We start from the raw sequence: 13584 nt of genomic DNA, 5'->3' as shown, positions 1-13584 counted from the left end.
GCCCGGACAACAGGCCGGCACCCCAGCGCGCGCACACGACTCCACCCCAGAAACCGCCACCTCAACCCGGCCATCAGCTGAGATGCTCAAGCACCACCGCCGCACAAGAAGGGGCAGCCCACCGTTGACCGAGCCGCCACACATCAAGCTCTCCGAAGTCGCCCACACCACCGGCATCCCCGCCGACATCCTCAAACTCATGGTCACCGACGACCTCCTCGCCGGCGCCATACGCGGCCGCGGCGGACACATCTACTTCCGCAACGACCAAACCCCCACCTGGAGCGACTGCATCGAGCTGCTCCGCGAACAACGCGACCGCCACCTACGCCGCGCCGCATCAGCGCTACGCCGCCTGGAGACCGAGCTGGAGGCCGTGCGCAACGACATCAACGAAGCCCGTGAACATCCCCGAGACGCCCTCGGTATCGACATGATGAGCTTCGGGCACTGGCCCCATGACCGGATCCAGTCGTCGCTGCGCGGCCAACCGCTCATCACCGCAGTTCTCGAACAGTTCACCATCGAGCGACTGGCGATCATCCGGTACCACGATGCGTACCTCGACGCACTGGCTTCCGAGAGCAAGCTGCCGCCGGCCGACGACTGATCTCCGGGCCTTGCGGGCCGGATGGCCCCGATTGAGATCACAGGGCCCCTGAGGTTCGCAGCGGCACGGTTCTACCCCTTTAACGCGGGTTTGGGCTCTCGGGCTGTCTGCACTCAAGTGCCGGTCGTCGGTGTAGGTGGCCTGTCTGGGCACAAGTCGGGTGCTCCAGCTTGATCCAGCCTCTGCCACGGAAGTCGGCACCGGCATCTCGCACCGACCCTGCCGAATGGGCCCGTTCGACCTCGAATTCATGGACCACATCTCAACTGGGCACACCACGTGGTCAGCGCTCCAGCTTGCCCGTCAGGAGCGTCGTCATGAACGACATCACCATCATCGTCCTGGTCGCCATCATCGCGCCGTGCGCCACCGTGGCATTCATCGTCGCGCAGACCGGATCCACCGATGGAATCGCCGAAATCCTCCAGGCCCTCGCAGAGATCCTTCGTGCGTTGTTCTCCTGGGGCAACGACAGGTAAGCGGCTGGAATGCCAAGTGCCAAGCCGGGCCGTTCAGGTCCGGCGGTGCTGGCGATCGCGTTCAACGCGCACGTGGAGCACCCAGCCCACCCACCACGCGGGACCTGGCTCCCTGCGCAACACGTTCATCTGATGGTGTGTCAGCCCGGCCGGGTGGCCGGCCTCATGGCCTGTGACAAGAGCTGGTCCCCGTAGGAGCGGGACGGTGCGCGCGGAGAAGTCCGACGCGGCGAGCAGGTTGAGCGTGGCCATGCGGTTCACCGCTCGGATGCCTGCTCCGGCGTCGAACCAGAACACAAGCCCATCGGTGGTGGTGACTGACTCCGCTGAGGCGCCGACATGTTCTTCCACGACACCGTGGGTGACGTGGACCAGGCGCATGGTTTCGTCGATCGGCATCAGAAGACCGACCGGGACTTGCGCCTCCAGGAGCGCGACGTCCTCAGGGCTGAGGTCACTCACACAGTGACCCTCACCCGCGGGGCCGCCGCCGCACGGTGTAGCTGGTCCAGTCGCTGAATTCGCGCATGACGACGGGCTCGCCACCGGCCTGGGTGCTGAGCACCTGCAGTACACCGTTGCGGGCCACAGCGACCACCTCGACCTCGGCCGGCAGGTAGCGAGTGCCCGCGATGATCTCGGTGCTGTGATCGTCGAGATGGACTTCGACGCTGCCGGCGCCGGTGATCTGGCACTCGCGGTAGTAGTCGACGGGCATCTCTTCCAGCAGCTCGGCCGCGGGATGGTTGAAGATGAACAGCTTCGTCGTGCTGCGCGCGGTGGTGGTTGTCATCGGGGTAGTCCTTTCATCTGTCCGGCGACGAGATTCGCGCGGATGGTCCTACCGTAGGAAATGACCGTGCACAGATTGTGCCAGAAACGCTCTGAGCAGCGGTTATAGCGCGCGGTAGCTATCGTCGAGGCCTACTGTTGTTTTGGGCTCGCGAACATTTCCAACGTCGAGACGACGCGTTCGGACACGCACCACAGGCCCCAGAGATGGGGCTGAACGTGCAACGTGGTGCTGTCCACCAGGTTGGGAAAGCGCACTTCGACGTCGACGAACTCCCCCGGCTTCGCCGCCTTCAGAGCAGCTTCCGCGCTCTTCGCGCCGTCTTCGGTGTTGTCGGCCAGCGCGTACAAGAGGAACTCGTTCGGCCTGGCGGTGGTGCCCTGCAACGCCAAGAACCACACGTTCATCGTCTCAGGAAAGCTCTGTGTCATGACATCTCCGATGCGCTGGCTGCTTCGATGACCTCGAATTTATTGGGCCGGGTGATCACCGTCTGGTCGACATCCCGGTAGGTCTCATGGGCCTTGACGGTGGCCGCGGCGATGGTGAACCGCTGGCCGGACTCGATGTCCAGCGCGCGGTGCGCTTTCCACACAAGCATGTGTCCGTCGTCGGCGATCGCCACCAGGAAAGTGGTTGTGCCCCAATTGCCTTCGTCGTACTTGACAGTCTTGGCGGTGGCCGCGATGTCCTTGATGCGTTCACCGACCTCTCCGAGGTAACCGGCGACGACGGGGTGGGCTTTGCGTTCGGCCTCGATCTGCTGCTGCCGCGCGTAGACCTTGACCAGGGATCCGAGGATGCCGACGTTCTTGCCGGTGACGCTCTCACCAGCGAGCAGGATGCGCAGGTTGCGGCCGTAGTCGCTGTCTTCGGAGGTCTCGACCACGGACGCCTTGATTGCGGCGATGAGGTCGGTGTCGGCCAGGTGGCCGGCCGCTTCGACGGCCTTGTCGCGGTAGTAGCTGCGGTCGGGATCCTTGAGCTTGTTGATGTCGAAGAACAAGCTGGTACGGACCATGCTGACGGTGGAGGTCTCGGAGTACATGCCGGACGGGACGTAGGCGCGGCCCTTGTCAGAGTGGGCGAACGCGTAGGCCAGCACGATGTCGACCGATGCACCGTAATGCCGCGGCCCGAACCCACCCTCGACGTCGTTGCGAGTGAAGGCTTCCAGCTCCTCGTCGAAGGTCAGCGACCACAACCCCTTGGGGCTGACGCCGGTGTAGAGCTCGATGCACGAGTGCCCGAGCTGGATGATGGTGCCGTCGCGATCGTCGCGGACGAGGTAGAGCCGAGACCGGCTGCGCTCGACCTGGCAGTGGTCGCAGGCGTTGTCCCCGCGGGGGCTGTAGCCGCCGAGTTCTTGTCCGGGTGCCGAGTGAACCGTGATGCCGGCTTCCTCGGGGACCAGGCGGGCAACGAACGTGAAGTGGCCATGGCGCAGGGTCAGCGGGCCGGTGAGCGTCGCGCGGATCCACGGTTCGTAGACGTAGACCGGGGCGTGGTTGCTCACCACCGCCTGATCGGCCTGGGTGACGTTCTTCTGGCGCTCGAACTCTTCGTAAGCAACGTCGAACCGGGCGTCGAGGCCCGCTCGCGCCAGCCGCTTGTTGGCCTGGGCGATCTTGGCTTTGAAGGCGTCGAGTTTGTAGGCCGGAATCTCCCACTCGTGGGTCTCAACGGTCTGCAATTCCATGGCGATCATGCTGTCCCCCTAGGGGATTGGGTGACCTGACGCGCACGCCCGGCCGGCTTGTCTGTTGTAAACCACTTTACACTTTCGGCCACCGTTTGGCTAGCGCCTGATGCACCTCTCCCCCGATTCTGCTGGAAGAACGCACGAGCTTCGGCCCGGGTAGCTGCACTGGCCGGTACCACCACCTCGGTATCGAGGTTGGGCGCCGCCGGCTGCACCGTGCGCGCCACCACTGGCCGCTGAGGCAGCCGGCGAAGCCGAGATGCCAGGAAGGCACCCGGACGGTCGATGCGGTTCGGCCAGGACCACCCGCGTTGGCGCATATCGGCGTTGAGCGCTGCGGTGATCTGCGCCGCTGTCCAGGCATCGAGGTCCAGGCCCGATCGGGTCAGCGCATCGCAGATGTGCCCGATGTGCCCACGGGTGAGACCTCCGCAGAGTCCTCGCCGGCCGTACTCGTTGCCAACCAGCTCGTCGGCGAGCTTCTGCACATGCAGGGCCCGCGGCGCGAAGCGCCGGGCCCGCTGTGCGGGTCGTTCCGAAGGAGATTTCCGTGATTGCGGCGCGCGCTTGCGCGTGCTTGGTGAGTTCTTACCAACGTGAGTTACCCGCCTATCCCTACGGGATGGCGGTAGGTCGCAAACGGCCGAGTTATCCACAGGCGCTTTGCGGCTCACCAGATGCCAGACCGAGGGCCGCCGCAGATCTATCGGCGCGTGGGCCGACCCGGTGCCGCGGCGGATCTCCACGGCCAGTCCAGCTTCGGCGAGCAGACGGCGCACCGTCGTCACCGTGCGCGCCGAGCAGCCGGCGGCCGTGGCCGCAGCAGCGTTGGTCACGGCGCAGTGCCGGCCGCTGCCGTGATCAGCATGGGCGGCCAGGACCTCGGCGACTCTCAGCAGCAATGCAGGCCGTAAATGTGCGCGGCCGCGAGCGGCATCGCCCTCGTCAGTAGCCAACCACCGCTCGAGTTCGTCGAGCCAGCCGGCCCGGCTGACCCACACCGGCATGGAGGCCGGCGCCTGCCCAATCTCAACAATCCAGCGGCGCCGGGCACGACCCTGCTTCGCGCGCAATGAACGCGGGGTGTGCGGTAACGGAATATCACGATTTAGCTCACGAAATAGCGCGTCCTGTAGCCCTGATTTTGGGTGTGCGCTACCGTGGCACCTGTCCGCCAAGACAAGTCCCTTCGGGGAAGGGCGCAAGCCCACGAGACGAGTTCGTAGCTCGGCTCGACAACTTCAGATCGAAGCCCTTAGCCCTGCCAGGCTGAGGGCTTCGATATTTCTCAGACCCTCCGTTGAGCGTGTGGGGTCTTGCGCCGCGTATTCAGATGTTCGTTTGGCCCCTCTGCCAGAAAGGGCCCACACCTTTTACATCGCCAGCGGCAAGCCCTCCTTGCGTCCGAGTTCGACAACGAGATCCTCGCGGCCGACATGCATCGCCAGCACATCAGCGACGTACTGGCTGACCGAAGACACTCCGGCCCGCTTCTGGCGTTCGTGAACCGCGGTCCACACCGCGCGGTGCGGACGCGTCTGCACCAGAGTGCGCCGACCGGGGTACGGGCCCGCCTGGGCCTCGGTGTCCTGATCGAGCGGTAGAGACTGCGTGTGTCCGAGTTCGGTCACCAGATCCTCGCGGCCCACGTGGATCGCCAGGACGTCGGCGAGATACGGGCTCAGCTCCTTGATGCCGGCAGCGTGCTGCCGACCGATGACGAGATGAAGCACCTCGTCGTACGGGCGAGTCTGGATGAGCGCCCGGTCTCCCTTATGTCGTCGGCCAGCCATGGCGTTCACCCTCTCACTCAAGATCGCAAATCTGATTCGGACACGCCGGAGACGGGCCCTGCAATCCGTAACATCACGCGCCTCCACCGCAGGTCCGGCCTCCTGCAAGTTCGCGCCCATAGGTGCCCTCTCACGGGAAAACGCACCCGGAGTGCAGAGTGCTCTGCACCCCACCCTGTTGGAATCGGCACGAGCTTTTCCAATACGTGCCACCTCGCGAATCGCACGGTGGCCGCAGAGCCCCCAACGGGACTCCGCGCGAACCGACCTTCCAGGAGGATCTCGTGGCCAAGACCCCGAAGTCTCGACCGTTGTTCACCGTGCGGACCGCCGTGGTGCTGCTGACCGCTCTTCTGCTCGCCGTGGTCGCCGGTGGTCTTACGTTCGCCGGCACCGGGAACCCGCCCTTCGCCGTGCTCGCCGCTGTCAGCGGGTTCCTGGGCGGGACGCGGTGGGCCCACCGCGTCATCGAGTGATGGCCGGGGCCGGGCCGCTCCCCTGCTCCTCGCGAGCGTTGGGACAGCCACTGTTGGCTTGCTGAAGCGCGGTGCTGGCCTGCCCGTACCCGCCGGGTGGGCTGATCTGTTCATGGCATCCGGGGCAGAACACCGACCACGTATGCAGCCCGCGGTATCGCGTGGGCACGACGCGAGGCTTGTGCACGCCGGCGGAGTATTCCTTCGCCATCTGGTCCGCCTCGGCGGTGGACATCGGGGCGTACGGCTCGTCAGCACCGATGCCGGCCAAGACCGCTGGATCCGGCGCACAGTCCGAGGCCGCATAGGCCTGCGCCCACTGGTGAGCATCGGCGGGACTGGTGAAGCCCCCCTCCGGCGTCACGAAGCGATCGCACCCGCCGCAGTGCGCGCCGAACGTGCGCAACCCGTACCACCTGGTCTTCAGCACCTGAAGGGTGTGCCCTGCGGCCGATGTCATCGGCTCGAACAGTGACTCGTCGGCCTCCACGCGCAGTGCGGCCTCTACGCGCTTCAGCGCTGATAAGTCGGCCGTCGATCGCTCCAGCGTCGCGCGAGCATCGCCACTGCATCGCTTCGGGCCGCCTGTTTCATGGGCTGCCTTGCACATCAGTACTTCCCCTTCCTGCTGTCCGCCCTCCAGCAAGGAAGGTGTCGAACAGGAAGTACCTGCCGATGACGCTGATTCCGTCAGCAGAATCAGGCCCAAGTGGGTGTCGCGCGCTTACCCGTTTGTCCCGAGGAGTGGATGGTCGAGACAAGTGATCTCGGAGATCGACGTCGACGCATACGCGCGCAGAGCCGCGCGCGCGTGCGCGGCGGCCTCGGCCAAGTCCACCGCGTCCCGGTCAGCGCCCGCGACGGCCGCAACAAGCCAGCCGCGGTAGAGGGCAGCAGGCTGCTGAACCTGTTCCCGCGCGCCCTCGTATGCAGTGGCCCACCCTGTGACGCCGGAGTTCAGGTGTGCGGCGGCGCCGGCGGCGTCCGTCTCAATCCACCCCGCGAAGCGATTTAGCATCGCAGCCGGCCGATCCCCGCTGCTCATCGCCGCGCGCAGAGTGCGCGCGCTGGCGTGCAGCGCGGAGGCGGCGGAGCGCAGCTGTACGACGTCGACGACGGGTGACTGTGCGCGAAAGTCTGCTCCCTGCGCGAGAAGCAACGCCTGGCTCAGCACGGCATGGAGGCCATCGGGCATACCCGGGGGCGGGGCAGGGGTGCCGGCGGAGCGCGGCGTTCGCCTGATGCTGGGATCGCTGGACGGTTCGAATTCTCCGATCTCAAGTCCCATCAGGGCCAGCTCTGTCCGCCGAGCGAGGGTCGCGCCGTCGTGGGCATAGGCGAGGATGGCGTGATGCCCATCGGCCCGTTCCTGGACGCGTCCGAGCAGTCCATCCGCACCTCGGTCGAGGTGAACTTCTACGGTGTCCTGACCGGCAGCCAGCTGGTGCTGCCGGAGATGGTGAAGCGCCGCAGCGGCCACATCATCAACATCGCCTCCCTCGCCGGGCTCATCGCACTGCCCGGACAGGTGGTCTACGCCGGCACCAAGTTCGCCGTCGTGGGTCTCACCACTGCGATGGCCGACGAGTTCGCCCCGCACGGCGTCAATGTCACCTGCGTCATGCCGACCTTCACCAACACCGACCTGACCTCGGGCACCAAGAACACCGGCGCCCAGAAGCCGGTGCAGCCGGAAGAGATCGCCGCGGGTGTGGTCAAAGCGCTCGACAACCCCAGGATCACCCACCTCTCGGTGCCGGGACCGCTGCGCTTCGTCGGGCTGCTCACCTCGTTGTTGCCGCCCAGGGGCAGGCGCTGGCTGACCAAGAAGTTCGGCAACGACGACGTGTTCCTCAAGTTCGACGCCACCGCCCGCGCCGCCTACGAGCAGCGCGCGCAGACCGCCATCGGGGTGGTCGAGGACTGATATGGGAGCAGTTTTGTCAAGGGGCAGGGTGAAGCGGCGTCCTCGACCGTCGCCGGGGACGCCGCTTCGTTGACCGAACAGAATGTGGTTGGGTGGCAAGCGTGTCGTTGTCGACGCGTCGTCAAGTCTGATATTCGCGGGTTGGATACCGCAGGACGGACTGTTCTGCTGGAGTGGATCGCTGGTCTAACATCGAGCGTGATTCATGTTGCAGCACAACTGAATTGCTCATAGTCCTATCGCGGGTCACTCCCAGGCGCTGCCGCCACCACCGGGTTCGTTCGGACAGTTATGTTGGCAGACTCAGGTGTCGAGCACTGCCAGCGACCAGCACCAGCCGGCCAACTCGCGAGCTATGGCGGTGTTGGCCACCACGGGCCGTTTCTTGCGGGCGTCGAAGACCTCCCAGCGGTGGTGTAGCCGGCGGTTGGCCACCTGCCCGCGGGCTCGTGCCGCTGGCGATGCGGCGTCCCAGCGCCGCCGCAGATCCACTCCGGGCCGATAGGGCTGGCGGTGATGCCAGGCCGCTTCGATCAACAGTCGGCGGGCATGCCCATTGCCGGTTTTGGTGATCGATCCCTGCGAGCGCGAATTCCCCGAGGAGTATTCGGTGGGGACCAGGCCGAGGTAGGCGCCGATGGACCGGCCGGTCAACCGGTCCCAGTCGCCGATCTCGACAGCGAGCCCGAACGCGGTCAATGTGGAGACTCCGCGCAGGCAGCCCAATCGGGTCACCACCGGCGTGTAGGCACTGTCGGCAGCCAACTCCGCGATCGCCTCATCGAGACGGTTACGCCGGTCGACGGTGGCCAGCATGGTGTCCAGCGCGGTGTCAAAGGCCAATTGCAACGGCATCGCGTCGAAGCGCTGCGTTCGTAACCACACCTGGTGCTTCCCGGTCCACGTTCGGCCGCCGGAATAGACGACTCCCTGTCGTAGAAGCAGTTTCGACACGCGATGCCGCGCGCTCATCAGATCGCCGCGGCAGTCCTCGCGCGCGCGTACCAGATCACGGGCTGCTTCCTGCCCGGCGGAGGGGATCGCCACTTCCACGATCTGCCCCAGGTGCAGCAACCGCGCCAGATGCGCGGCATCACGGGCATCGGTCTTGACCCGATCCCCAGACGCGCGCTGCAGCTTCGACGGTGCAGCCACCAGACACGCCATCCCGGCCGCGATCAGGAACCGAGCCAGCCCGAACCCGGTCGGGCCAGCTTCATAGGTCACGACGACCCGGCCCGGCAATGACCGTAGCCAATCCAGCATTTCCCGATAATCCGGCGTCAACCGGCGTTCAAACACCTCACCGGTCTCCCCGTCAAGAGCACATCCGACAACCGAACGTGCGTGCACATCCAAACCAACACTCGTACGATGACGTTTCACTGGGGCCTCCATCCACATCTGTGGCTCTACCGGCCAGGACCTCATTCCTGACGGCAACCCACGTTCACATGTGGCGAGGCCCCAGCCTCCCCATACCGTCTAACGGGCTGTGCCGTTGCCGCCGCGGCGCAGGATCTCGGCCAGCTCGTCGCGTGACGAGGCGCCGACCCGTTGGCAGGCGCGGTAGATGTGCCCCTCGACGGTGCGCACCGAGCTGTAGGTGCGCTCGGCGATCTGCTTGTTCGACAACCCCGCCACCACCAATTCGGCCACCTCCCGCTGCTTGCCGGTCAACGGCGTCGGGGTGGGCGGAGTTCGCGTGGCGGGGGTCGACAGCCCCCCGCAGTCGGCGGCCAGTTGCGTGGCGATGGAGGCGGCGAACAACCCGCGGCTGCGGGCCTGGGCGCCGGTGAAAATCACGGCAGCCTGCGCGGCGGCATCCGCTGCGGTGGCGCGGTCGCCCAGTTCCGCGTAGGCCTGCGATGCCCGCAGCAGCCCTTCGCCGTCTCGGCGCTGCAGCGACTCGGCGTGCAGCGCAACGGCATCGGACAACGGCAGCCGCAGCAGCCCGGCCAACGCCCGGGCCCGGACCGCGATCTCGGGCAGGTGCTCGGTGGCGCCCCACTGGGTGGCGGCCTGCAGGCAGGCCAGTTCATGGGTGAGCTGGCCCCGGTCGGCAGCCACCTTGGCCTCGGCCAGCACGGTGTCGATGGCCTCCGAGAGCGCGCCGGCCGCTACCAGAGCCCAGCCCTTCGCGGTGGCCAGACCCGTCTGCATGAACAGGAAATCCGGCCGCACCACTTTGGCCGCCTCGGCCAGCATTTCCGCAGCCGCATCGGCCTGTCCCAGCTTGGCGTGGGTCTCAGTCAGCGCGAACGTGCACGCCGGCCGCAAACCCGTTGTGATGCCGTGGTTCTCGACACCGGCCAACGCTTCGTGCAGCAGTCGCGCGGCAGCCTGCAGGTCACCGCGCATCAGCTCGGCGCTGCCGAGCAGAAACACCAGATTTGCATACGCCAGCCCCGGCATGTCCCGGGCCAGCTCCGAGAGCACCTCTGCTGCGCGCGTGCAGTCCTCGATGCGCCCGGTCAGACGGCACGCCCGCGCGTACACCCCGCCGAACCAGAACCGCATGTGGGCACTCTCATGGGAGTTGGCGGCACGGTCCAACGCGGCCCTCGCCGCTGGAGTGATGTCCTCGGCGTGGCCCAGCGCACCGCAGGCCATCATCAGGGCCACCGAGGCCAGCATGTGTTCTGAATCCGAGAGCAGATCCGAATCCAGTGCAGCCCTTGCTTTCTGCTCGGCGTCGCTACAACGGGCCAGTACCGCGTCCAGCCCGGCTTCCACCGAGTAGCGCGACATCCGCTCGGTGTCGGTCTCCGGCCCGGCCGCCAGTGCCGCCAGGATGTCCTCCGCCGCATGCGGATCGGCCATCATCCAGATCGAATTGGCGGCCCGCAGCACCGCCCAGCGGTGACGGTCCCGTTCACCGTCGCCGCTCAGCGCGCGCAGCAGCTCCTCGGCGTCGGGCCCGCGACCTGCCAGAAACCGGTTGACGGCCCGGATCTCGACCGCCTCCCCCACACCCGCTTTCGCAGATTCGGCGGCAAAGCGTTCGGCCAGGTCGAGATCCAGCAGCCGCATGGTGTGCCGCGCGGCCTCCAGGTACAGCCCGGGGTCGGGCGGCAGGTCGGATTCGAGAGTGAGCAACGCTCGGCGCACCACGGTCTGCGGATCGTCGTCCGCGGACAGCCGGCAGGCCAGCCTGCCGCGAACCCTCGACAGGTACATCTCCCCCGCGCGCGCCCGCCGTAACTCGCCGAACAGCGGATGGGCCAGCCGCACCAGCAGCGCAGCCCCGGTGCGCTCGACGGTGATCAGGTGCATCTGCTCGGCGATCTCGAGGTTCCCGCGGCCCACCAGGGCGGCCAGCAGCTCCACCTCCAGCGGCTCGCACTGCGACAGGCTGTCCACCACCGTGGCCAACTCCGCCGGCAGCTGGTCCAATTGGGTCCCCACCAGATCGCTCATGCTCTGCGAGACGGCCACCGGGCCGGGCCAGCTCCACACCCCGGCAACCTGACGCAGATGGCCCGCGGAGGCCTGGTCCTTGACCAGTTGCTGGAGGAACAGTGCATTACCTCCGGTCAGCTTCCAGAACCGTGCCGCGCTGCGCGCATCCAGGGGTCCACCCAGGATGGACTCCACCATCAACCTGGTGGAGTCCGGTGACAGCGGCTCGAGGTCCAGGCGGTCCAGCAGGCCGTCCTTCCACAGCGCCTTGATGGCGTCCGGGGCCGGCACGCCGGAGCGCACCGTCACCACCAGTCGCGCCTCGCGGGTCTGGGCCAGCTGGTGCACGACGTGTGCGGAGAATCCGTCGAGCAGATGGGCGTCATCGATGCCGATCAGCACCTTGCCGGCGCGCTGCCGGCCCATCAGCGCGGTGATCACCCGCCGGACACTCGGGGCCGGTTCGGTGATCGTGTCGCCCAGCTCTGCACTGAAGGCCCCCAGCGGGATGGGCCGCGCCGACGCGGTGCCGACAATCCAGCGGGTACGCACACCGGTGATGGCGGCCTGCGCGAGTTGCTCACGGGCCAGCCGAGTCTTGCCGACTCCGGCGGCACCGGCGATCACCACTCCGGCGTGGTGGCCCGCGCCGCCGAGTGCGCGGCGCATGGCCGTGAGTTCACTGTCCCGCCCGGTCAGCGCGTCACCGCTGAACACGCGCTCAGGATAGACGCCGGGCGCCGGTCGGTGTGCCGGACTAGGTCAAAGCCTGGTCCAGATCCTTGATCAGGTCGTCGGTGCCTTCCAGCCCCACCGAAATCCGCACCACGCCGTCGCCCAGGCCGATGGCTGCCCGGCCCTCGGGGCCCATCGCGCGGTGTGTGGTGGTGGCCGGATGGGTGATCAGCGACTTGGCGTCGCCCAGGTTGTTGGAGATGTCGATGATCTGGAGCTTGTCGAGCACCTCGAAGGCGCGCGCCTTGGTGCCCCCGTCGAGCTCGAAGGTGACCACCGTGCCGCCGCCGGACATCTGGCGCTGGGCCAGGTCATACTGCGGATGCGAGGGCAGGAAGGGGTACTTGACCCAGTTCACCGCCGAATGACCTTCCAGGAACTCGGCCACCCGCTGTGCCGAGGCGTTCGCGTACTGGACGCGCACGGCCAGGGTCTCGAGCCCCTTGAGCAGGGTCCAGGCGTTGAAGGCGCTGATGGCCGGGCCGGTGTGCCGCATCAGGGTCTGCACCGGGCCGTCGATGTAGTCCTTGTCGCCCAGGATCGCCCCGCCGAGCACCCGGCCCTGGCCGTCAATGTGCTTGGTACCCGAGTACACCACCACGTCGGCACCCAGCGGCATGCCACGTTGCAGCAGTGGGGTGGCAAAAACGTTGTCCAGCACCACTTTTGCGCCCGCCGCGTGCGCCAACTCGGCCACCGCGGCGATGTCCACCAGGGACTGCATCGGGTTCGAGGGCGTCTCGAAGAACACGGCCTGGGTGGGCACCGACAGTGCCTGCTCCCACTGCGCCAGGTCCTCGCCGTCGACGAAGACGGTCTCCACACCCCAGCGCGGCAGGATCTCGTTGCACACCACGAAGCACGAGCCGAAGAGGCTGCGGGCGGCCACCAGCCGGTCGCCCGCTTTCAGCAGCGCACCGAGCGCGGTGAACACCGCCGCCATGCCGGTCGCCGTGGCGAACGCCGCGGGCGCTCCCTCGATCAAGCGCAACCTCTCCTCGAACATCGAGATGGTGGGGTTGCCGTAGCGGGAGTAGACGTAGCGGTCGATCTCACCGGTGAAGGCCTTCTCGGCGTCGGCGGCCGAGGAGTACACGTATCCCGACGTCAGGTACATCGCCTCGGCGGTCTCCTGGAAACCCGACCGCAGCAGCCCACCGCGCACACCGATGGTGGCCTGACCGACCCCGTCGGGCAGCGGCGCCGGGATCCGCACGCTGGGCACGTCGGCCTTGTCGCCGCTCATGACTGCACCCACGGCAGACCGAGCGCACGCCATCCGGTGGTTCCGCGGTGGCGATGCTCGTCGAGGTTGCCCTCGAACCCGTCGAGTACGTTGTACGACGGTCCGATCCCGGCGGCGGTGGCCGCCTCGGCGGCGCCGATGGACCGGTTGCCGGAGCGGCACAGGAAGATGACCGGACGCTCACCGGGTTCGATCCCGGCGGCCACCAGGTCGTCGACGAAGTGCTCGTTGTGGGTGCCCGCGTAGGTGTTCCACTCGATGAAGACGGTCTGGCGGCCCAGCCCGCTGAGGTCAGGCACCCCGACGAACTTCCACTCGGCGTCGGTGCGACAGTCCACGAGCACCGCGTCGGGATCGTCGTTGAGAATCTTCCACGCCTCTTCGGGGGTGATATCGCCGGCATAACTCACGGAAACGAGTT

General features: G+C 67.0%; 15 protein-coding genes and 1 pseudogene. 4 read left to right on the top strand and 12 right to left on the bottom strand.

The features are described 5' to 3' along the window. Both RMCN_RS17720 and RMCN_RS31085 read left to right on the top strand, forming a co-directional pair. A partial coding sequence (locus RMCN_RS17720; RefSeq protein WP_234787699.1) for a hypothetical protein occupies positions 1-610 on the top strand: 610 nt, incomplete at its 5' end. A gap of 317 nt (positions 611-927) precedes the next feature. Beyond that, complete coding sequence (locus tag RMCN_RS31085) at positions 928-1089, top strand: hypothetical protein (protein ID WP_165604454.1); 162 nt, start codon at positions 928-930, stop codon at positions 1087-1089. Between the two features lie 33 nt (positions 1090-1122). Here RMCN_RS31085 and RMCN_RS17715 read toward each other — a convergent pair whose 3' ends face one another. From RMCN_RS17715 to RMCN_RS31555, 6 genes are all read right to left on the bottom strand, one after another. Further along, positions 1123-1551: a hypothetical protein gene (locus tag RMCN_RS17715; RefSeq protein WP_067391805.1), complete on the bottom strand. Its 429-nt coding sequence runs from the start codon at positions 1549-1551 to the stop codon at positions 1123-1125. A 10-nt stretch (positions 1552-1561) separates the two neighbouring features. Next, a complete protein-coding gene (locus RMCN_RS17710) occupies positions 1562-1882 on the bottom strand; it encodes a hypothetical protein (RefSeq protein WP_067391802.1) in 321 nt (106 codons plus the stop codon). Positions 1883-2013: 131 nt separating this feature from the next. After that, a complete protein-coding gene (locus tag RMCN_RS17705) occupies positions 2014-2313 on the bottom strand; it encodes a hypothetical protein (protein WP_046364670.1) in 300 nt (99 codons plus the stop codon). After that, positions 2310-3581: a hypothetical protein gene (locus RMCN_RS17700; RefSeq protein WP_234787698.1), complete on the bottom strand. Its 1272-nt coding sequence runs from the start codon at positions 3579-3581 to the stop codon at positions 2310-2312. Before RMCN_RS17700 ends, RMCN_RS17705 begins: the two co-directional genes overlap by 4 nt. A gap of 5 nt (positions 3582-3586) precedes the next feature. Further along, positions 3587-4591 carry a hypothetical protein gene (locus RMCN_RS17695; protein ID WP_201028858.1) on the bottom strand — a complete coding sequence of 335 codons (1005 nt, stop codon included), beginning with the start codon at positions 4589-4591 and terminating at the stop codon, positions 3587-3589. A gap of 366 nt (positions 4592-4957) precedes the next feature. After that, the gene (locus tag RMCN_RS31555; protein WP_234787697.1) at positions 4958-5377 is read right to left on the bottom strand and encodes a hypothetical protein; all 420 of its coding nucleotides are present in this window, start codon (positions 5375-5377) and stop codon (positions 4958-4960) included. A gap of 284 nt (positions 5378-5661) precedes the next feature. Here RMCN_RS31555 and RMCN_RS17685 point away from each other — a divergent pair, with 284 nt between their 5' ends. Then, positions 5662-5853 (top strand): hypothetical protein, encoded by a 192-nt coding sequence (locus RMCN_RS17685; RefSeq protein WP_067391797.1) that lies wholly within the window; start codon positions 5662-5664, stop codon positions 5851-5853. On the opposite strand, the gene RMCN_RS17680 is transcribed toward RMCN_RS17685, so the two are convergent. Continuing rightward, positions 5843-6313: a hypothetical protein gene (locus RMCN_RS17680; RefSeq protein ID WP_131808578.1), complete on the bottom strand. Its 471-nt coding sequence runs from the start codon at positions 6311-6313 to the stop codon at positions 5843-5845. The genes RMCN_RS17685 and RMCN_RS17680 overlap by 11 nt on opposite strands. A 264-nt stretch (positions 6314-6577) precedes the next feature. Further along, a complete protein-coding gene (locus RMCN_RS17675) occupies positions 6578-7141 on the bottom strand; it encodes a hypothetical protein (protein WP_165604446.1) in 564 nt (187 codons plus the stop codon). Positions 7142-7168: 27 nt separating this feature from the next. Here RMCN_RS17675 and RMCN_RS17670 point away from each other — a divergent pair. Next, a pseudogene (locus RMCN_RS17670) lies at positions 7169-7780 on the top strand (SDR family NAD(P)-dependent oxidoreductase); the annotation flags it as partial. Between the two features lie 303 nt (positions 7781-8083). Here the strand turns inward: RMCN_RS17670 and RMCN_RS17665 are convergent. The 4 genes from RMCN_RS17665 to RMCN_RS17650 form a co-directional block, all read right to left on the bottom strand. After that, positions 8084-9166 carry an IS110 family RNA-guided transposase gene (locus RMCN_RS17665; protein WP_457920656.1) on the bottom strand — a complete coding sequence of 361 codons (1083 nt, stop codon included), beginning with the start codon at positions 9164-9166 and terminating at the stop codon, positions 8084-8086. A 99-nt stretch (positions 9167-9265) separates the two neighbouring features. Next, positions 9266-11899, bottom strand: a complete 2634-nt coding sequence (locus RMCN_RS17660) for a helix-turn-helix transcriptional regulator (protein WP_201028857.1) — start codon at positions 11897-11899, stop codon at positions 9266-9268. A 40-nt stretch (positions 11900-11939) separates the two neighbouring features. Continuing rightward, on the bottom strand, positions 11940-13163 hold the full coding sequence (locus RMCN_RS17655; protein WP_067391786.1) for an O-succinylhomoserine sulfhydrylase: 1224 nt from the start codon (positions 13161-13163) through the stop codon (positions 11940-11942). After that, positions 13160-13573 (bottom strand): rhodanese-like domain-containing protein, encoded by a 414-nt coding sequence (locus RMCN_RS17650; RefSeq protein ID WP_067391783.1) that lies wholly within the window; start codon positions 13571-13573, stop codon positions 13160-13162. The genes RMCN_RS17655 and RMCN_RS17650 overlap by 4 nt, the downstream gene beginning before the upstream one ends. Positions 13574-13584 lie beyond the last annotated feature (11 nt).

Origin of the sequence: Mycolicibacterium novocastrense, assembly GCF_001570485.1 — a bacterium.
Lineage (GTDB): Bacteria > Actinomycetota > Actinomycetes > Mycobacteriales > Mycobacteriaceae > Mycobacterium > Mycobacterium novocastrense.
Note: the sequence above shows the minus strand (reverse complement) of the source record. Positions and strands in the feature narration are given on the sequence as shown.

What these genes read in the sequence shown, in the direction of transcription:
- RMCN_RS31085 (WP_165604454.1), top strand. Translation starts at nt 928, where the DNA reads ATGAACGACATCACCATCATCGTCCTGGTCGCCATCATCGCGCCGTGC.
- RMCN_RS17710 (WP_067391802.1), bottom strand. Translation starts at nt 1,882, where the DNA reads ATGACAACCACCACCGCGCGCAGCACGACGAAGCTGTTCATCTTCAAC.
- RMCN_RS17705 (WP_046364670.1), bottom strand. Translation starts at nt 2,313, where the DNA reads ATGACACAGAGCTTTCCTGAGACGATGAACGTGTGGTTCTTGGCGTTG.
- RMCN_RS17700 (WP_234787698.1), bottom strand. Translation starts at nt 3,581, where the DNA reads ATGGAATTGCAGACCGTTGAGACCCACGAGTGGGAGATTCCGGCCTAC.
- RMCN_RS17695 (WP_201028858.1), bottom strand. Translation starts at nt 4,591, where the DNA reads ATGCCGGTGTGGGTCAGCCGGGCCGGCTGGCTCGACGAACTCGAGCGG.
- RMCN_RS31555 (WP_234787697.1), bottom strand. Translation starts at nt 5,377, where the DNA reads ATGGCTGGCCGACGACATAAGGGAGACCGGGCGCTCATCCAGACTCGC.
- RMCN_RS17680 (WP_131808578.1), bottom strand. Translation starts at nt 6,313, where the DNA reads ATGACATCGGCCGCAGGGCACACCCTTCAGGTGCTGAAGACCAGGTGG.
- RMCN_RS17675 (WP_165604446.1), bottom strand. Translation starts at nt 7,141, where the DNA reads ATGGGACTTGAGATCGGAGAATTCGAACCGTCCAGCGATCCCAGCATC.
- RMCN_RS17655 (WP_067391786.1), bottom strand. Translation starts at nt 13,163, where the DNA reads ATGAGCGGCGACAAGGCCGACGTGCCCAGCGTGCGGATCCCGGCGCCG.